The following is an 18,171-nucleotide window of genomic DNA, read 5'->3' on the forward strand; positions in this document are numbered from 1 at the left end:
TCCATCTCCTACGGGAACATTGGAACCAGATTAAGCCCCTCTGTCTCATCGAGTCCGAACATCAGGTTCATATTCTGGACCGCCTGACCAGCCGCTCCTTTCACCAGATTATCCATAGCACCCATCATGATCACCCGGTTCGTTCTCGGATCAATCTTAAAATTCACATCTACATAATTGCTGCCCTCTACCCATCTGGTCTCCGGACATACGCCCTCGGGAAGCACTCTGACAAATGTTTCTTCTTTATAATAGGAATCGTAAATATCTTTTACCTGTTCATATGTAACTTCTTCTTTTAAGGAAGCGTAGGCTGTCACCAGGATTCCCCGGTTCATCGGAACCAGGTGCGGAGTGAAATTCAGTACCACCGGCTGTCCGCACGCATAGCCGAGCTGATCCTCGATCTCCGGCGTGTGCCTGTGGGATGCCACTCCATAGGCTTTGATGTTTTCATTGACTTCACAGTACAGGTTGTTGACCTTTGCGCCCCTTCCCGCCCCGGAGGTTCCGGACTTGGCATCGATGATGACGGTATTCATATCGATCAGTCCCTCTTTTGCCAGCGGATAAATGGATAAAATAGAACAAGTCGGATAACAGCCCGGGTTGGCGATCAGTCTGGCTTTCTTTACATCTTCCCTGTTGATCTCACACAGGCCGTAGACTGCTTCTTTTATAAATTCCCTGCTGGGGTGCCTGATCCCATACCACTCTTCATATCGGTCGGCGTCCTTGATTCTGAAGTCTGCACTTAAATCAATGATCTTTGTCTTAGACAAAACTTCTTCTGAGACGAGGGAACTGCACAATCCCTGCGGGGTCGCCGTAAAAATCACATCCGCTTTCTCTGCCAGTTCATCCATATTGTCATCCATACAGTCGGCATCCACGATCTCGAACATATTATGGAAGACCTCATAATACTTTTGATCTATGTAGCTTCTGGAGCCGTACCAAACAATCTCTGCATCCTTGTGCTGCATCAGCAGACGGACCAGTTCCTGTCCGGCATAACCCGTAGATCCTATAATTCCTGCTTTTATCATAAAATTCTCCTCTTTTCCTGCGTTTACGAATTGTTTATAATTATACATCTCTGTAATGTAATATGCAACACCTTTTTTACCGATAAATCAGAGTTTTTAAATCTTTTCACCGTAAAAGGATTATGAATATTTATTCATTTATTGCTGTGTATATTCATTTATTTTGAAATTTTATGCATTATTATATGAAAAAGTCCTTGCATCTTCTCCTGTTATCCCGTATATTATTGGATAGAACACAGATAAAAATCTGATGGTATGAACTATATGAGGAGGAACAAGAATGAAAGAAAAAGTTGTTTTGGCATACTCCGGCGGGCTGGACACCACCGCGATTATTCCATGGTTAAAAGAAAACTATGATTATGAAGTCATCTGCTGCTGCGTGGATGTCGGACAGGGAAATGAATTAGACGGTCTGGAAGAGCGGGCAAAGCTTTCCGGAGCCACAAGGTTATATATAGAAGATGTTGTTGACGAATTCGTTGACGACTATGTGATCCCAACGGTCAAAGCCGATGCGGTTTACGAAAACAAATATTTATTAGGTACATCCTTCGCCCGTCCGGTTATCGCTAAAAAACTCGTGGAAGTTGCGAGAAAAGAAGGTGCTGTTGCGATCTGCCACGGCGCTACCGGTAAAGGAAACGACCAGATCCGTTTTGAGTTATCCATCATGGCACTGGCTCCGGACATCAAGATCATCGCCCCATGGCGTGAGCTGGACACATGGAAGATGGATTCCCGTGAAGATGAGATCCAGTACTGCAAAGACCACGGTATTGACCTTCCGTTCTCTGCAGAAAACAGTTACAGCCGTGACCGGAACTTATGGCACATCAGCCATGAAGGCCTGGAATTAGAAGACCCGGCGGTAGAGCCCGACTACAATCACTTGCTTGTATTGGGAAATTCTCCGGAACAGGCTCCGGAAGAAGGAGAATATGTAACGATCGGATTTGAATCCGGCGCTCCGGTATCCGTTAACGGAGAAAAGATGAAGGCTTCCGATATCATCCGTAAATTAAATGAATTAGGCGGAAAACACGGCATCGGTATCATCGATATCGTTGAAAACCGTGTAGTCGGCATGAAATCCCGCGGTGTCTATGAGACTCCAGGCGGAACAATTTTGATGGAAGCTCATCAGCAGTTAGAAGAACTTGTACTGGACCGTGATACTATGGCGTTCAAGAAAATCGTTGCTGGTAAATTTGCCGATCTTGTCTATGAAGGAAAATGGTTCTGTCCTCTGAGAGAAGGCTTACAGTCTTTCATCGAGACCGTCGATAAAGACGTGACCGGAGAAGTAAAATTCAAGCTTTACAAAGGAAATATCATCAAAGCGGGTACTTCCTCTCCTCATACTCTTTACAGCGAATCACTGGCTAGCTTTACAACAGGTGACCTTTATGACCACCACGACGCAGAAGGATTCATCCGTCTGTTCGGCCTGTCAATGAAAGTAAGGGCATTAAAAGACCAGGGACTTGCTGATTAATTGCCAGTACAAAGTAAATAATGATGATTAGAAAACTGCCGGGCAGCTGTATATTTTCAGCTGCCCGGCAGTTTTCTAATCCGTTGTATTTCCATTTCCGCTGACCGGAACTGCTTTTCCTAAATACTTAGGTTTCGGTTTTACTGCGGTATATCCAAAATCCTTGATCCTTGCAATGGCTTCCCGGAATTTTCTTGCTTTGTCTCCTTTATAGACAGCCTTATCGCAGGAAATTCCTTTCACCTCAAGTCCCAGCGCTTTTGCATCATAGACGGCACGATACAGATGATACTTTTGTGTGACCACAACAATACTTTTCGCCTTAAAAACGTCTCTTGCCCGATACATTGTCTCATAGGTAGAAAATCCTGCATGATCCTTAAAGATATGTTCGGACGGGATTCCCTGTTTTATGGCATATGCTTTCATGGTACTGACCTCATCATATCCTTCTGCCCCATGGTCACCGCTCATAATGATCCGGTCCGCAAGTCCCTGTTTGTAAGCCTGGATCCCTAAATCAACACGTTCTTTCAGCATCAGGCACATGCTGCCGTCTTTTCTCACTTTTGCCCCAAGCACGACAACTGCATCTGCTTTTTTCCCTTTTTGTTCCAAGGCCAGCTGACGGGCTGTTTCTATATCTTTTTTAGACTGGTGAATCATAAACCAGTTGATCCCTCCTGCAGTCAGAATCCCTGCAAATATAAGGATCAAAAGCAGTTTCAGCCACCGGCTCCATCTTTTTCTCTTCTGTTTCATACCACTCCCCTTGCTGTGTTTTTAAAGTTTCAGCTTCGCTAATGCATCCGCAAAGGCGTTATTGATCGGCTCCTGTGCTTCTTTCTGCTGCTTTTTCAGATACCGGTTCACTTCCTTTTTGCTGACTCCGGCGCCCTCTTTTTTCTTCCGCTCTTTGAAGGCACTGAGTTTTTCTTTGTGCCCGCACACACAGACAAACTTCTGGGCATCTCCGTCTCCGACCATCTCCATCTTTTTATGGCAGACAGGGCATCTGGCGTTGGTTGTCCTTGAAAGTGTTTTTCTGTATCCGCATTCCCGGTCCTGACACACGAGAAATGTACCGTGTTTCCCTTTTACTTTCAGCATAAATTTTCCGCATTCCGGACACTTCTGCCGGGTAAGATTTTCATGGCGGAATGTTCCGTCGGCATGTTTGATCTCATCAATGATCTGTCTCGTATAACCGCTGATTTCTCCCATGAACTTTCTGTCGTCTTCCCTGCCCTCGGCAATCGCCGTGAGTCTGCGCTCCCACTGGGCTGTCAGTTCTGCTTTTCTTAAGTCCTCCGGAACCAGCTTTAAGAGCTGCTTTGCCTTTGCAGTAACCGTAACTTCATTCCCATTCTTTTCAAGAAGGAAACTGGAAAACAGCTTTTCAATAATATCCGCTCTGGTGGCCACCGTGCCCAGGCCCTGCCGCTCCATTTTGGAAATCAGGGTTCCTTCCGTATACCGGGCAGGCGGACTGGTCTTCCCTTCCGTGATCTTTAAAGAGTTCACCTTCACATTCATACCCTCTTTGAAGATTTTTAGTTTTTCCTGAGGCAGGGAATCATCTTTGTCGTCCTCTTCCCGATAAAGATCTTTCCATCCGGCTTTGACCATGACCGTTCCTCTTGCCTCAAATGTCTCTCCCTGGATTTTTCCGGAAACAGACGTCTGCTCATATTCACAGGCCGGTGACAAAACAGCGAGAAAACGTTTCACTACCAGATCAAATATCTTCCGCTCCTCAAAACTCATATCACTCAGAAATACCGGCTGTTCTGTCGGAATGATAGCATGATGGTCCGATACCCTGCCGTCATCGATAAACGAAGCCGAGGCCTTGACCGGTTTTGTCATAAGCTTTGCGGTCCACTGCTTGTATGGGCCCACACTCACGGCTTTCAGACGCTCTTTTATGGTATCTGCCATGTCGGCAGTCAGATATCTGGAATCCGTCCTCGGATAAGTCAGGACCTTGTGGTGCTCATAGAGACTCTGCATCAGATTCAGCGTCTGCTTGGCAGAAAATCCGAATCGTTTGTTTGCGTCAGTCTGAAGGTCTGTCAGATTGTAGAGGGCAGGCGCATAGGTTTTCTTCGGCTTTTTTGATACCCTCTGAACAAGTAGAGGTGCTCCGTCCGCCGCTTTCCTTATTTTTTCTATTCTTTCCCTGTCAAAACTCTGACTGCTCCCTGACTTATGTTCTTTCCACGTAAATGTCAGGCCATGGCTGACAGCTTTCAGTCCGTAAAAGTTCTTCGGCCGGAAACTGCGGATCTCCTCTTCTCTTTCCGCGATCATGGCAAGCGTAGGAGTCTGTACCCTGCCGCAGGATAATTGGGCGTTATACTTGCAGGTCAGTGCCCTCGTTGCATTGATTCCTACCATCCAGTCCGCCTCTGCCCTTGCCACAGCCGCGTGATAAAGGTTTTCATATTCTTTTCCCGGTTTCAGCCTCGAAAATCCCTCCCGGATAGCTTTGTCCGTGACCGATGAAATCCACAGCCGTTTTACCGGCTTTTTATTCCCTGCTTTTAAGAGAATCCACCGGGCCACCAGTTCGCCCTCGCGCCCCGCATCTGTCGCGATGATAATATCTGACACATCCTCCCTGAAGATCAGCTTTTTGACAGACTGAAACTGTCTGGACGTCTTCCCGATCACCACGAGTTTCCACTGTTTTGGCATCATCGGAAGGGTATCCATGCTCCACTGCTTATACTGATTCCCATACTGTTCCGGATCTGCCAGAGTCACCAGATGACCCAGTGCCCAGGTCACGATGTACTGATCCCCCTCCATAAAGGAAGATCCCTTCTGCCTGCATCCCAAAACTCTGGCGATATCCCTTGCCACCGAAGGTTTCTCTGCGATTACTAATTGTTTTTTCATTTTCCATCCTCATTTCTATCGCCGGCTGACGACCGCACGGTCCAGCAGAACCCGGATCTTTCCCAGATACCGCCGGCTCTGTTTCTTCTCTTCGTCGGTTAAGCGGCTGTTTTTCATCTCGGCTTCTATGTTCTTTCGTCCCATTTCAAAATAGTCCTCGGCTGTTTTTCCGTCTTTATTTACGGCAGACGGATCAGCACCAGCATACAGAAGACTCCGGATGATATCCACCGAGTTTTGATCTACGTTTCCATTTGCCATATAGCAGGCAAACATCAGCGGCGTTGTCCCGTCTTTATCCTGATAAGCCGCATCTGCCCCGGCCTTCAAAAGCTGACTGAGCAGCTTTCGGTCTCCGAAGGAGATGGCCTCATAGAGCGGAGTCCTGCGGCGAAAGACAATATCATTTTCTGCAGAATAATCCGCATTCACTTCTGCCCCCTGCCCGATCAAAAATTCCACCATACCGTACATCCGGTTCCGGTCGAGAGCATCAATCGCCATAAGCAGAGGGGTATTGGCTGCAGATTGATCAGGGTCATTCAGATCAAAGCCCTGCTTTACCATCCGTCTGATTTCTTCCTTGTTATTATAGAAAATATTGTATTGGACCGTTCCATTTTTATATACAGATTTTTTGGCTGTTTTTTTTCCGGATATATATAGAACACCCGTCAGAAAACAGCCCACCAATAAGACAAACAGCAGGACAGCTGCCAATTTTTTATGTACTGTCGGTATTTTTTTCATAAGAATCACCTCGCAGCTACCATTATATAAAACTCTTTCTGGCTAATTCTTATGAAAATACTTATGATTTTATTATAGTTTGATAAGAAATCGGTTCACCGCAATTCCACCCTGCCTATACTTTCCTGACAATAATATCATAAAAAGAGCCTGATGTCTGCCCAAAATATGATCAGAAGAAGGCAAGACAGCCTCCTTCTGACTGCTGGAAAGAATCAAAGGATTTTGTAATGAGGTTTTTCTTCATGAAACAGTTTATACCTTAAAAAATCATCCATGACAATCGCCACGCTGGACGCAAAAAACCAGAGCACCGAGTACAAAAGGCAGATCTGCCCTTTAAAATTATATGGCAGATCAGAGTAATCCCAAATATCCCAGCCAAGCCATACGTTAACGATCAGCCCCGTGATCAGCTCAAGCCCTGTGATAATAAACGTAGAGAGAACCATCTGGCTTACAAAGCTCATCTTGATCTTTACACTCTCGTTTAAAAGCCCGATGCACAAAAAACAGGCTCCTCCGCACAGGAACATCGTATAATGGGAATATCCCCTCACTAAAACTTCCAGGAAGAAATATCCCATCCCGCCCAAAACAAATAAAATTAAATGCTTTTCTATTTTTAATCTTCGTTCCATTCTATTCACCCGTTTTTTAAATATTGTGTGCGATGCCGGGTTTTGATATACGCTCTTTTTCCAATAAAAATATAGTAAATATTGCATTTATAGTGTAAAATATTATGGTTAGAATTTATCAAAAGACAAAATAATAAGAAATGAGGAAATACATATGGCACAATTATGGGGTGGCAGGTTCACCAAGGAAACCGACCAGCTGGTTTACAACTTCAATGCATCCATCGGATTTGACCAGAAATTTTACCGTCAGGATATCGAGGGCAGCATTGCACACGTTACGATGCTTGAAAGTATCGGTGTCCTCTCAGCGGCTGAGAGAGACCAGATCGTCGGCGGTTTAAACAGTATCCTCTCAGACATCGAGTCAGGAACCATTGAGATCACAAGTGAGTATGAAGACATTCACAGTTTTGTGGAAGCCAATTTAATCGACCGCATCGGCGATGCCGGAAAGAAGCTTCACACCGGAAGGAGCCGAAACGATCAGGTGGCTCTGGACATGAAACTTTATACCAGAGACGAAATCACTTCTCTCAAGGAACTTTTAAAGGATCTTATGGAAAATCTGCATCAGATCATGAAAGACAATCTTGATACATTTATGCCCGGCTTTACCCATCTGCAAAAGGCACAGCCGGTGACACTTGCCCATCACGCGGGCGCTTATATGGAGATGTTCAAAAGGGACTACTCCCGCCTTACCGATATCTATGAGAGAATGAATTACTGTCCGTTAGGTTCCGGAGCACTCGCCGGGACAACCTATCCGCTGGACAGAAAAATGACCGCAGATCTTCTGGACTTTTACGGGCCAACCTTAAACAGCATGGATTCTGTTTCCGACCGGGATTATATCATAGAACTATTATCTGCTCTTTCCACTGTTATGATGCATTTGAGCCGGTTCAGTGAAGAGATCATTATATGGAACTCCAATGAATACCAGTTTGTGTCCATCGACGATGGCTTCAGTACCGGAAGCAGCATTATGCCGCAGAAGAAAAACCCGGATATCGCAGAGCTGGTACGCGGAAAGACCGGCCGTGTCTATGCGGCTCTTAATTCCATCCTCACGACTATGAAGGGAATTCCGCTGGCCTATAACAAAGACATGCAGGAAGATAAAGAATATACTTTCGATGCCATTGATACGGTAAAAGGCTGTTTAAGCCTGTTCACAGGAATGATAAAGACGATGACGTTTCATAAAGACCGCATGGAAAACAGCGCAAAGAACGGCTTTACCAACGCCACCGATGCAGCGGATTATCTGGTAAACCACGGAGTTCCTTTCCGGGACGCTCACGGTATCGTAGGTCAGCTGGTGCTTTTATGTATTGAAAAAGGCATTTCCCTAGATGAGCTCTCTCTTGAGGAATATCAGGAGATCAGCCCTGCCTTTGCGGAAGATATTTATGATGCGATCAGCATGAAGACCTGCGTAGAAAAGCGAAATACCATCGGAGCTCCGGGACAGGATGCGATGAAAAAAGTAATCAAAATAAACGAAGCATATTTAAAGGAATTGTAAATGAAAAAGAAATGTTTGCTGTCTCTTATGCTGTTCTCTCTCATTTTTTTGTGGGGATGCGGACTCGAGCTGAACAGCCGCATGGAACTGAATAAAGATTTTTCCGGACACAGGCTCATGACCTGTACGGTCAGTTCTGCCGATCTGGCAAGATATTTTTCCGGTTCCAAAAAAGATTTAGACAAGGTCATACGGGATGCCTGCCCGAAAGCCCTTGTCTATAAGCAGACCACGGAAAAAGACGACACGGTCTACACCTTCCGCATGGACTTTTCTTCCCTGAAAGATTACAGAAAAAAAGTCGAGTCCCTGCTGAATTTTGCCCCGGAGATCAGTTACAGCTATGCAGATTCTCCGTTTGCAAAGGGACTTCGCTATTCAGAAAATTTCTCCACGAAAGATCTGATGTCCTGGCTCTATACAGCTCTCTATGAGAAGGGGTATGTGGATCAGAAATCTGTCAATGACCTGTGGAACCTGAAGAGCACAGAATTTACGTTCGCAGGAAAAAAATACGAGACAGATGAAAAGATCAGCATTGATGAAATGACTTATGTACCTGTCACATCCATTGATATCAAAACCCGGGAGACAAGCAGCAGAAAACTCAAAAGGACGATTTCCTTCAGGCTGCCGAAAGAAACCCTGGAAAAACATTCATCTGCCGTCAACAGCTATTTTTCCGGCTCCTCTTATAAGAAAAGCTGGAAAAATGAAAAAGACGGAAAAACCCTGATCATCACCTTTACCAAAGATAATTTTTCCGATCTGTGCGCCGTCACACGAAAGGTGCTTCACACATCAGATACGAGAGGCACATACCGGGTAGAGACAAAGAGCGGCAGCCCCTTTGAATTCCTCCTGGACTATGAAGAGACATTAGATTTTAAAAACTTTGCAGACGAATCCGGAAAAGTCCCCGTCACCTACACTCATATTTCCAACGCCGCCTATTCCGGCAGCGGCGAACAGACTCTGATCGACGGAAAAACAGGCAAAAAGAAAGTAAATTTCTCATCTTCCTTTGGACAGCCGGTGAGAAAGTATGAGATTGCGGAAGTTTACAAAAATAAAAATGATATCCGAAGAAGTTTCAGCTTTATTTTCTCTTCTGTCTGTAACAAACGGGAACTTGCTAAACTCAAAGAAGCCTTTATGGGCAGTACTGTCTCCAATGTTTCACTGGACAAAGAGGATGACTACCGCCTCTCTTTCACACAGAAAGGCACCGTAGACCAATGCGATGCAGATTTGAAAAAGATCTGGAAGGGCAGTTCTTCTTCCTATGAGACCAAGAAGACCCTTTTCCGCGGACAGACATCCGGCTATACCGGAAAATTCAGACTGCATCTGAACAATAAGAAAGCCAAAGGCACTTTCACTTTTGCCTCCGTGAGCAAAGATTCCTCTGTTGATATTTCTGTGACCGCAGATCATTCCAAAAACATTAAAATGGCACAGAACGTAGCGGATAAACCGATCTCCGCCCTGATGGAGGGAGACGAGGCAATAGCTTCTATTCATAAGGTAGAACTCACAGGCGATTCTTTTACTGTAAACTATGAAGGAAGCACTTCGGGTCATTTCTTATTAAATGCACTGAAATTCCTCCTGCCCCTAGTCCTTCTGCTCGTTGCCGGAATCCTTGTGTATGTCAAACAAAATTCGGTCCTCTATTGGCTGAAGAGAACAAAGGAAAAGATTCAGGAACAGCTAAAGAAATTTCAGAGGTGAAGATACAGTGAAACGTGATTCATATGAGAGCATAGAACGTACAAAAAAAGGATTTGAAGAAAGTTTTAAGTCAGGAACCTTTTACAATGAACAGACTCAGGACCAAAATCATCTGGAGTTGATCCTAAATTTCCTGAATATAAGCCCTGGAATGAATGTTCTTGATCTCGGCACAGGGACAGGCTATCTGGCTTTTCCCATTGCCGGGAAATATCCGGAAGCCGAAGTTACCGGACTGGACATCGTGGAAAACGCATTGAATCATAACAGAAAAAGGTCTGAAACCGAGGGCTTAAGAAATCTGATTTTTTTAAGTTATGACGGTCTTGCCTTCCCTTTTGCCGATGAGACATTTGATCTGGTTATTACCCGGTACGCTCTGCATCATTTTCCGCAAATCGCCGATACTTTCCATGAAATCAACAGGGTATTGAAACCAAACGGAAAATTATTTCTTGCCGATCCCGCTCCGAATGATAATGATGACAAACGGTTTGTGGATGCATATATGCAGATGAAAAAAGACGGACATATCAAGTTCTATACAAAAGAGGAGTGGCTTAAACTCGGCGAATTGACAGGATTACAGTTTGCAGACAGCTTTGAAACCCAAATACGGTTTCCTAAGAAAAAGGAGAATGCTCCGGAGTTTGATGAAATAATACACCGGTTCGATCAGCAGGTCATTGCCGGATACGATATCGAAATCACAGAAAGTGAAATCTGGATCACTGAGAAAGTAAACAATCTTTTGTTTCAAAAAAGAAATGGAGAAAATCTGTAAACCGCAGATTTTCTCCATTTCTTATGGATATTTTCGTCCCTATACTGTAGCCTGTTCCCGATCTGTTCCCTTTATTTCCGTAACATTGACATCCAGTTTATTGTAAGGTATTTCAATGCCTTCCCGGTCAAATGCATCTTTGATATGCTCCAGCAAAGACCACTTAGTGGAAACATACACCTCCGTAGATACCCATGCCCTCAGCCCCATGATCACGGAACTGTCGGCCAGATCACTGACAAATACCTGAATATTTTCATCCTGGGTCATATGCTCTTTTTTCGCCACACCGAGCATCGTCTCTTTTACTTTCTGTATATCGCTGTCATAGGCAATCCCAATCTTCAAATCAATCAGTCTGCTGTCCTGCTTTGTGTTATTAATCAAATTGCTGTTGCTCAGTGTTCCGTTTGGGATCACGATGACCCGATTGTCCACGGTCTTGAGCTTTGTGTAGAAAATGTCCATGGATGCCACTTCACCTTCACAGCCTGTGCCGTCCACCACAATATAATCTCCCACCTGGAACGGTTTCAGGATCAGCAGAAGAACTCCTCCTGCAATATTGGAGAGACTCCCCTGCAGGGCCAGACCTACGGCAACACCGGCTGATCCGAACAGAGCCACAATAGATGTTCCCTTCACTCCCAGACGCTCTACTGCCATGAATATGACAATGCACCTCAGGGCAATTTTCAGGAAGGAACAGCTGAAGGTTACAACTCCGAGATCTACTTTCCGCTTCTCCATTCCTTTCCGAAACAGAGAAACCAGCCATTTGCTCAGCTTAAACCCGACACCGACAATGATCAGTGCCACCAATATATTCAGTGCAAAATCTAAAATCTGATCTGTATAATGATTCAATACGACATTCCAATTCACGCTTGATGCTATCATCTTATGTTCTTCTCCTGTTATTTATAAGTATTTTTTATATCTTCGGCTTTAAAACAGAAGAAACACGCAGTGCGTGTTTCCCTATGTACTCTATTTTACGGTAACTTTGCATGTTTTCTTCGTGGATGTACCCGGAATCCATGCGGTTATCGTTGCCTTTCCTTTTTTCTTCTTTTTGACAACTCCCTTGGAAGAGACTGTGGCGATCTTTTTATTGCTTGTCTTATACTTCAGTTTGTCCTTGGACCGTTTATTATAAATGACACCTTTCAAAGGATATTTTTTTACTTTCATCAGTGTCAGCCTGCTGGCGTTCAGCTTTATGATTCTGGAACCAAGGGATACTTTGACCTTGCACTTCTTTGAAAGGCTGGTTCCATTGACTTTAACCGTTACATAGCATGTGCCCGTTTTGACTCCGGTTATCACTCCTTTTGAGGAGACTGTGGCAATCTTTTTATTGGAAGAAGAGAATATCAATTTATCTCCGCTCCTCTTATTGCCGATCGTTGCCTTCAGGGCTGCAGTAGCTCTGGTTTTGACCGAAAGGCTTGTCTTGTTAATACTCAATGTCCTTGGTTTGGACGTAGATGATGCCACCGGACTGCTGCCGTTTGACACTTCCCTGCCGCTTTTGTCATAGTAACGGAAATACTTCATCTCACCCTTTGATACGACTCTGTCCGCCTTGGCATAGGTCCTGCCTTTTTCCTGCCACTTCCAGTTCTGCTCAAGCAATGTGACATTGTTTCCGGAAACATTCTGAACAATAGCCCAGTGTGTGCCTGCCGATGCGATATCTCCCACCTTTGGTGAAGAAACCTTTTTGAACTTACCGCCTTTTTCATACTCCTCCGGCGTTGCTCCGGAAAAAAGATTGTACGGTGTAAATCCATATCTGGCCTGATAATATTTCTTAACCAGGGCCGCACAGGAATAAGTCTTGTCATTTCCGTCCCACTTTCCCGGACGGTAAACCGCGTTCACTCCCTGAAACTCATCGACGACCTGTCCTGTCTTTTTTACTTCTACAACTGTCATGGCGGCCTTTAATTTCCCTCCTGCCGGAAAAGCAACTGCCAGACCCAGTACCAGTCCTAAAATCCCCCATCTTATCCTTTTCTTACTCATCTGTCTCTCCCTTTGTCTCCGTAAAATGTTTTTACATTGAAACAATCTTATTATAATATAAATTGTGAACAAATACAATTGTTTTTGTAACATTTGTAACATCTCTGCCGAGGTAATTTGTGGAAGAAAAAACCAGCCATTAAACTGTTTAATGGCTGGTTCGTTACATCTTTTTATTTTTTTGCAATGAATCCCTTGGCTTTCAAAGTCTCTGCACAGAGAACCGCTCCGCCGGCCGCTCCGCGGACCGTATTGTGGGATAATCCTACAAATTTATAGTCATAGACGGTATCTTCTCTGAGACGTCCGATGGATACGCCCATTCCGTTCTCATAGTCCACGTCCATGCTTACCTGAGGGCGGTTGTCATCCTCTAAATACTGGATCATCTGTTTCGGCGCACTCGGAAGACTTAATTCCTGAGGAATCCCCTTAAATGTTACAAGCTTTTCAATCAGCTGTTCTTTTGTAGGGTTCTTCTTAAACTTCACAAATACTGCCGCAGTATGCCCGTTTAATACCGGAACACGGATGCACTGGGTCGTAATGACCGGAGACTCTGCCTTTACTATCTCTCCATTTTCGATGTGCCCCCAGAGACGAAGCGGCTCCTGCTCACTCTTCTCTTCTTCTCCGCCGATGAACGGGATGATATTACCAACCATCTCAGGCCAGTCTGTAAAATTCTTTCCTGCCCCGGAAATCGCCTGATATGTAGTTGCTACCACTTCATACGGCTCAAATTCCTTCCATGCGGTGAGGACCGGTGCATAGCTCTGGATCGAACAGTTCGGCTTTACGGCAACAAAACCTCTCTTTGTGCCGAGACGTTTCTTCTGGCTTTCAATGACATCAAAATGTTCCGGATTGATTTCCGGCACAACCATCGGTACGTCCGGCGTCCAGCGGTGTGCACTGTTATTGGAAACTACCGGTGTCTCCGTCTTCGCATAGTCTTCTTCGATCTTCTTGATCTCTTCTTTTGACATATCCACCGCACTGAAAACAAAGTCTACTTCAGATGCTACTTCTTCCACTTCGTTTACATTTTTTACAATAAGCTTCTTCACTGCCTCCGGCATCGGGGTGTCCATTTTCCAGCGCCCGCCTACTGCCTCTTCATAAGATTTTCCGGCAGATCTCGGACTGGCTGCCAGCGTAGTCACCTCAAACCAGGGATGATTCTCCAGAAGGGAAATAAATCTCTGACCTACCATTCCGGTAGCGCCAAGAATTCCGACTCTTAATTTTTCACTCATATTTTTCACCTCTATAATACTCTTAAACGAATGACACCATCGATCTGTTTCATTTTTGAAAGCACTTTCTCTGAAGGACGCTTCTCCACATCAAAGATAGAATATGCATAATCTTTTTTGGACTTGTTGAGCATGTTTTCAATATTATATCCTTCTTCTGCCAGAGCTGATGTAAGCTGTCCGATCATGTTCGGAAGGTTTTTGTGATGAACCGTAATCCTGCATTCTGCCTCGATGTCTCCCAAATCACAGTTTGGATAGTTAACAGAATTTACAATGTTTCCTTTTTCCAGATAGTTCATCAGCTGATCGACTGCCATCTCCGCACAGTTTTCTTCAGATTCTTCTGTGGAAGCTCCGAGATGAGGGATCGTAATCACGCCGTCTGCCGCTGCTACTGCCGGATTCGGGAAGTCTGTCACATAATGTTTAATCTTCTTGGATGCGAGTCCGTCCAGTACCGCCTGATCGTCCACCAGCTCACCTCTTGCAAAGTTTAAGATGGTCGCTCCGTCTTTCATCTTCTGGACAGCTTCTTTTCCAATCATTCCCTTTGTGCTCTCCATATACGGAACATGGATGGTCAGAAAATCACATTTCTCATAGATTTCGTCTAAGGAACTGCTGTGGTTTACCATTCTTGACAGACTCCATGCAGAACGTACAGATACATACGGATCATATCCGTAGACATTCATGCCGAGACGATTGCAGATATTTGCAACCAGAACACCGATGGCTCCGAGCCCGATGACACCGATGCTCTTTCCTTTCAGCTCATTTCCTGCAAATTCTTTCTTCTTCTTCTCGATCATCTTTGCAAGATCTGCCTCTTTTGCATTCTCTTTTACCCAGTTCACACCGCCGATGATGTCCCTGGAAGCCAAAAGAAGCCCTGCAACTACTAATTCTTTCACACCATTTGCATTGGCACCCGGCGTATTAAAAACGGTGATTCCTTTTTCAGCATATTCATTCAGCGGAATATTGTTGACTCCCGCTCCCGCACGTGCCACTGCAAGCATAGAATCCGGCACTTCCAGATCATGCATAGATGCACTGCGGACTAAAACTGCATCGGCAGCGTTTAAATCGTCGATTACCTCAAACTCGCTTGTAAATAAATCCAAACCGCGGTTTGAAATAGGGTTTAAGCATTTTACTGTATACATTTTCAACACTCCTTATTTGTTTTCTTCTTCAAATTTTTTCATGAACTCAACTAACTTCTCTACGCCTTCTTTCGGCATTGCATTGTAAATACTTGCCCTCATTCCGCCGACGGTGCGGTGTCCCTTTAAGTTTTCAAATCCGGCTTCCTTCGCCTCTTTGACAAACTTGGCATCCATCTCATCATCACCAGTGACAAACGGAACGTTCATGAGCGAACGGTCTTCTTTTACGACAGTTCCCTTAAACATTTCACTCTGGTCTAAGAAATCATAGAGGATCTTTGCTTTCTCTTCATTGTGCTTTTTCATTGCTTCAAGTCCGCCCTGTTTTTTCAGCCACTGGAATACTTTTCCGCAGATATAAATTCCATAGCACGGAGGCGTATTATATAAAGATTTGGCATCTGCCTGAGTCTTCCACTTTAACATAGTCGGTGTTCCCGGAAGCACATCGTCCGTAATCAGGTCTTCCCGGATGACTGCAACTACAACTCCCGCAGGTCCTACATTTTTCTGTACTCCAAAGTAGATGACTCCAAAATCTTCCACATTTACCGGCTCAGACAAAATACAGGAAGACATGTCTGCAACCAGGATCTTTCCTTTTGTATCCGGCACCTGCTGATACTTAGTTCCGTAAATCGTATTGTTATAGCATACATACACGTAATCTGCATTTTCAGAAATGTTCAGATCAGAGCAATCCGGAATATATGTAAAAGTCTTGTCTTCAGATGAAGCGATGATGTTTGCTTTTCCATATCGGCTGGCTTCCTTATATGCTTTCTTTGCCCACTGTCCCGTAATAATGAAGTCTGCCTCTTTGTTTTTCATCAGGTTCATCGGGATTGCAGAAAACTGTGAAGAAGCTCCTCCCTGCAAAAACAATACTTTATAGTTGTCAGGAATGTTCATCAATTCTCTCAAGTCAGCTTCCGCCGTCTCGATGATGTCAGAGAACATTTTAGATCTGTGGCTCATCTCCATTACAGACATGCCGCAGCCTTTGTAGTCCAGCATCTCCTCTGCTGCTTCCTTTAACACTTCTTCCGGCAGCACTGCCGGACCTGCTGAAAAGTTATACACTCTTGCCATTTTCATAATCCTCCAAATTTACTTTGTTGTTTTTTCCAAGTCTTCTTTTGTATACGCTTCCTGGATTGCGGCTCCCGGATTCACCATCGGCCAGACTTTGTCGTCCAGATCCACATGACAGTCCAGAACAACCGGTCTTCCTGCTTCGAGTGCCTCCTCGAACGCAAACTCGAACTCTTCAAGAGTCGTCACCCGTTTCGCCAGCGCACCCATACCTTCCGCAACCTTCACAAAGTCCACCGGATCCTCGAAGGTCGTGTAAGAATAATGCTCTGAATAAAACAGATTCTGCCACTGGCGTACCATTCCGAGCACACTGTTGTTGATGATCACTTCAATGATCGGAATATTATATCTGGTCGCCGTTGCAAGTTCATTTAAATTCATACGGAAACATCCGTCTCCTGCGATATTAATAACGGTCTTTTCAGGGCTGCCCACTTTTGCTCCTATGCTGGCTCCCAGACCGTATCCCATAGTTCCAAGCCCCCCCGATGTCAGGAATGTCCTCGGCTTTTTATATTGATAGAATTGGGCTGCCCACATCTGGTGCTGTCCCACTTCGGTAACAATCACCGCATCCCCTTTTGTTCGATTGTAGATCGCCTCTACGATTTGAGGACCGGAAAGCTTCGATTTGTCATAGGTCAAAGGATAATTTACTTTATCCACCATGACATTCTTTACCCAGGTATTGTGGTTCTGCTGTCCGAGCCTGCGGTTTACCATCGTGAGTACCGCCTTGATATCACCGATGATATGGGTATGTGCCATAATATTTTTATTGATCTCCGCAGGATCGATATCGATCTGCAGGATCTTTGCATTCTTTGCGAAAGAATCCGGATTGCCCAATACTCTGTCGCTGAATCTGGTTCCGATGGCGATCAGCAGATCACAGGCCGAGACTCCCAGATTGGACGTTTTGGTCCCGTGCATGCCGAGCATGCCGGTATACAGGGCATCTGTCCCGTCAAAGGCGCCTTTGCCCATCAGTGTATCGGCAACCGGAGCGTGGACTTTTTCTACAAATTCTCTGAGTTCTTCCGATGCGTCCGAGAGCACGGCTCCACCGCCCACAAGTATAAACGGTTTTTTGGACGATTCGATCAGTTCAATGGCCTGCCGGATATCCATTTCTTTGATATTATCAATCTTTCTTTTGATTTCTTTTGGCTTGTGTTCTTTATAATTCGTGACTGCTGCCGTCACATCCTTCGGAATGTCGATGAGGACCGGCCCTTTTCTTCCGGTCTGGGCAATCCTAAATGCCCTTCGGATCGTGTCTGCAAGGTCTTCTACATTCTTGACAATAAAGTTATGTTTTGTGATGGGAAGCGTGATCCCTGTAATGTCTACTTCCTGGAAGCTGTCCTTTCCGAGAAGATTGACTCCTACATTACATGTAATCGCCACCATAGGGATAGAATCCATATATGCGGTTGCAATCCCCGTAACAATATTCGTCGCTCCCGGACCGGAAGTTGCAAAACACACGCCTACCTTTCCGGTGGATCTGGCATAACCGTCCGCCGCATGGGAAGCGCCCTGCTCATGTCCGGTAAGAATATGGTTAAAGCAGTCCTGCTGCTTATATAATTCATCATAGATATTTAAGATGGCACCGCCCGGATAGCCGAAAACCGTATCGACCCCCTGCTCTTTCAAGCACTCTAAAACAATCTGTGATCCCGTCAATTGCTTCATAAGAATACCT

General features: G+C 44.9%; 15 protein-coding genes. 4 read left to right on the forward strand and 11 right to left on the reverse strand.

The window, feature by feature from the left end:
- Positions 1-8: 8 nt before the first annotated feature.
- The gene (gene argC, locus QVP35_RS02875) at positions 9-1,049 is read right to left on the reverse strand and encodes an N-acetyl-gamma-glutamyl-phosphate reductase (protein WP_022260774.1); all 1,041 of its coding nucleotides are present in this window, start codon (positions 1,047-1,049) and stop codon (positions 9-11) included.
- Positions 1,050-1,332: 283 nt separating this feature from the next.
- Between argC and QVP35_RS02880 the strand changes: the two genes are divergently transcribed.
- On the forward strand, positions 1,333-2,550 hold the full coding sequence (locus QVP35_RS02880) for an argininosuccinate synthase (RefSeq protein ID WP_006566733.1): 1,218 nt from the start codon (positions 1,333-1,335) through the stop codon (positions 2,548-2,550).
- Between the two features lie 75 nt (positions 2,551-2,625).
- Here QVP35_RS02880 and QVP35_RS02885 read toward each other — a convergent pair whose 3' ends face one another.
- The 4 genes from QVP35_RS02885 to QVP35_RS02900 form a co-directional block, all read right to left on the reverse strand.
- The gene (locus tag QVP35_RS02885; protein WP_006566732.1) at positions 2,626-3,312 is read right to left on the reverse strand and encodes a SanA/YdcF family protein; all 687 of its coding nucleotides are present in this window, start codon (positions 3,310-3,312) and stop codon (positions 2,626-2,628) included.
- A 21-nt stretch (positions 3,313-3,333) separates the two neighbouring features.
- Entirely contained in the window at positions 3,334-5,454 is a 2,121-nt protein-coding gene (locus tag QVP35_RS02890) for a DNA topoisomerase III (protein WP_006566731.1), read from the reverse strand.
- Between the two features lie 15 nt (positions 5,455-5,469).
- Positions 5,470-6,204, reverse strand: a complete 735-nt coding sequence (locus QVP35_RS02895) for an ankyrin repeat domain-containing protein (protein ID WP_006566730.1) — start codon at positions 6,202-6,204, stop codon at positions 5,470-5,472.
- 215 nt (positions 6,205-6,419) lie between these two features.
- The gene (locus QVP35_RS02900; protein ID WP_009289485.1) at positions 6,420-6,845 is read right to left on the reverse strand and encodes a putative ABC transporter permease; all 426 of its coding nucleotides are present in this window, start codon (positions 6,843-6,845) and stop codon (positions 6,420-6,422) included.
- 154 nt (positions 6,846-6,999) lie between these two features.
- Here QVP35_RS02900 and argH point away from each other — a divergent pair, with 154 nt between their 5' ends.
- Genes argH through QVP35_RS02915 form a run of 3 tightly spaced genes read left to right on the forward strand, consistent with a single transcriptional unit; the run spans position 7,000 to position 10,897 of the window.
- Positions 7,000-8,379 (forward strand): argininosuccinate lyase, encoded by a 1,380-nt coding sequence (argH, locus tag QVP35_RS02905; protein WP_006566728.1) that lies wholly within the window; start codon positions 7,000-7,002, stop codon positions 8,377-8,379.
- Positions 8,380-10,113 carry a hypothetical protein gene (locus QVP35_RS02910; protein ID WP_006566727.1) on the forward strand — a complete coding sequence of 578 codons (1,734 nt, stop codon included), beginning with the start codon at positions 8,380-8,382 and terminating at the stop codon, positions 10,111-10,113. It abuts the gene before it with no gap.
- Between the two features lie 7 nt (positions 10,114-10,120).
- A complete protein-coding gene (locus QVP35_RS02915; RefSeq protein WP_006566726.1) occupies positions 10,121-10,897 on the forward strand; it encodes a class I SAM-dependent methyltransferase in 777 nt (258 codons plus the stop codon).
- 39 nt (positions 10,898-10,936) lie between these two features.
- Here QVP35_RS02915 and QVP35_RS02920 read toward each other — a convergent pair whose 3' ends face one another.
- The 6 genes from QVP35_RS02920 to ilvB all read right to left on the reverse strand — a co-directional run bounded on the left by QVP35_RS02920 (position 10,937) and on the right by ilvB (position 18,161).
- Positions 10,937-11,797, reverse strand: a complete 861-nt coding sequence (locus tag QVP35_RS02920) for a mechanosensitive ion channel family protein (RefSeq protein WP_006566725.1) — start codon at positions 11,795-11,797, stop codon at positions 10,937-10,939.
- Between the two features lie 90 nt (positions 11,798-11,887).
- Positions 11,888-12,928 carry an Ig-like domain-containing protein gene (locus QVP35_RS02925; RefSeq protein ID WP_009289481.1) on the reverse strand — a complete coding sequence of 347 codons (1,041 nt, stop codon included), beginning with the start codon at positions 12,926-12,928 and terminating at the stop codon, positions 11,888-11,890.
- Positions 12,929-13,101: 173 nt separating this feature from the next.
- Positions 13,102-14,187, reverse strand: coding sequence for an aspartate-semialdehyde dehydrogenase (gene asd, locus QVP35_RS02930; protein ID WP_006566723.1), 1,086 nt, complete (start codon positions 14,185-14,187; stop codon positions 13,102-13,104).
- 11 nt (positions 14,188-14,198) lie between these two features.
- Positions 14,199-15,359: a phosphoglycerate dehydrogenase gene (locus QVP35_RS02935; RefSeq protein ID WP_006566722.1), complete on the reverse strand. Its 1,161-nt coding sequence runs from the start codon at positions 15,357-15,359 to the stop codon at positions 14,199-14,201.
- A 12-nt stretch (positions 15,360-15,371) separates the two neighbouring features.
- Positions 15,372-16,454, reverse strand: coding sequence for a 3-phosphoserine/phosphohydroxythreonine transaminase (serC, locus tag QVP35_RS02940; RefSeq protein WP_022260775.1), 1,083 nt, complete (start codon positions 16,452-16,454; stop codon positions 15,372-15,374).
- Between the two features lie 18 nt (positions 16,455-16,472).
- Positions 16,473-18,161 (reverse strand): biosynthetic-type acetolactate synthase large subunit, encoded by a 1,689-nt coding sequence (gene ilvB / locus QVP35_RS02945; protein WP_006566720.1) that lies wholly within the window; start codon positions 18,159-18,161, stop codon positions 16,473-16,475.
- Positions 18,162-18,171 lie beyond the last annotated feature (10 nt).

This window comes from Anaerostipes sp. CAG:276, assembly GCF_000432215.1.
Lineage (GTDB): Bacteria > Bacillota > Clostridia > Lachnospirales > Lachnospiraceae > Anaerostipes > Anaerostipes caccae.

Bases quoted from the DNA above. Each gene is read 5' to 3' on its own strand.
- serC (WP_022260775.1), bottom strand. From the start codon at position 16,454: ATGGCAAGAGTGTATAACTTTTCAGCAGGTCCGGCAGTGCTGCCGGAA.
- asd (WP_006566723.1), bottom strand. From the start codon at position 14,187: ATGAGTGAAAAATTAAGAGTCGGAATTCTTGGCGCTACCGGAATGGTA.
- QVP35_RS02885 (WP_006566732.1), bottom strand. From the start codon at position 3,312: ATGAAACAGAAGAGAAAAAGATGGAGCCGGTGGCTGAAACTGCTTTTG.
- QVP35_RS02925 (WP_009289481.1), bottom strand. From the start codon at position 12,928: ATGAGTAAGAAAAGGATAAGATGGGGGATTTTAGGACTGGTACTGGGT.
- argC (WP_022260774.1), bottom strand. From the start codon at position 1,049: ATGATAAAAGCAGGAATTATAGGATCTACGGGTTATGCCGGACAGGAA.
- QVP35_RS02935 (WP_006566722.1), bottom strand. From the start codon at position 15,359: ATGTATACAGTAAAATGCTTAAACCCTATTTCAAACCGCGGTTTGGAT.
- QVP35_RS02895 (WP_006566730.1), bottom strand. From the start codon at position 6,204: ATGAAAAAAATACCGACAGTACATAAAAAATTGGCAGCTGTCCTGCTG.
- QVP35_RS02900 (WP_009289485.1), bottom strand. From the start codon at position 6,845: ATGGAACGAAGATTAAAAATAGAAAAGCATTTAATTTTATTTGTTTTG.
- QVP35_RS02910 (WP_006566727.1), top strand. From the start codon at position 8,380: ATGAAAAAGAAATGTTTGCTGTCTCTTATGCTGTTCTCTCTCATTTTT.
- QVP35_RS02880 (WP_006566733.1), top strand. From the start codon at position 1,333: ATGAAAGAAAAAGTTGTTTTGGCATACTCCGGCGGGCTGGACACCACC.
- argH (WP_006566728.1), top strand. From the start codon at position 7,000: ATGGCACAATTATGGGGTGGCAGGTTCACCAAGGAAACCGACCAGCTG.
- QVP35_RS02890 (WP_006566731.1), bottom strand. From the start codon at position 5,454: ATGAAAAAACAATTAGTAATCGCAGAGAAACCTTCGGTGGCAAGGGAT.
- QVP35_RS02920 (WP_006566725.1), bottom strand. From the start codon at position 11,797: ATGATAGCATCAAGCGTGAATTGGAATGTCGTATTGAATCATTATACA.
- ilvB (WP_006566720.1), bottom strand. From the start codon at position 18,161: ATGAAGCAATTGACGGGATCACAGATTGTTTTAGAGTGCTTGAAAGAG.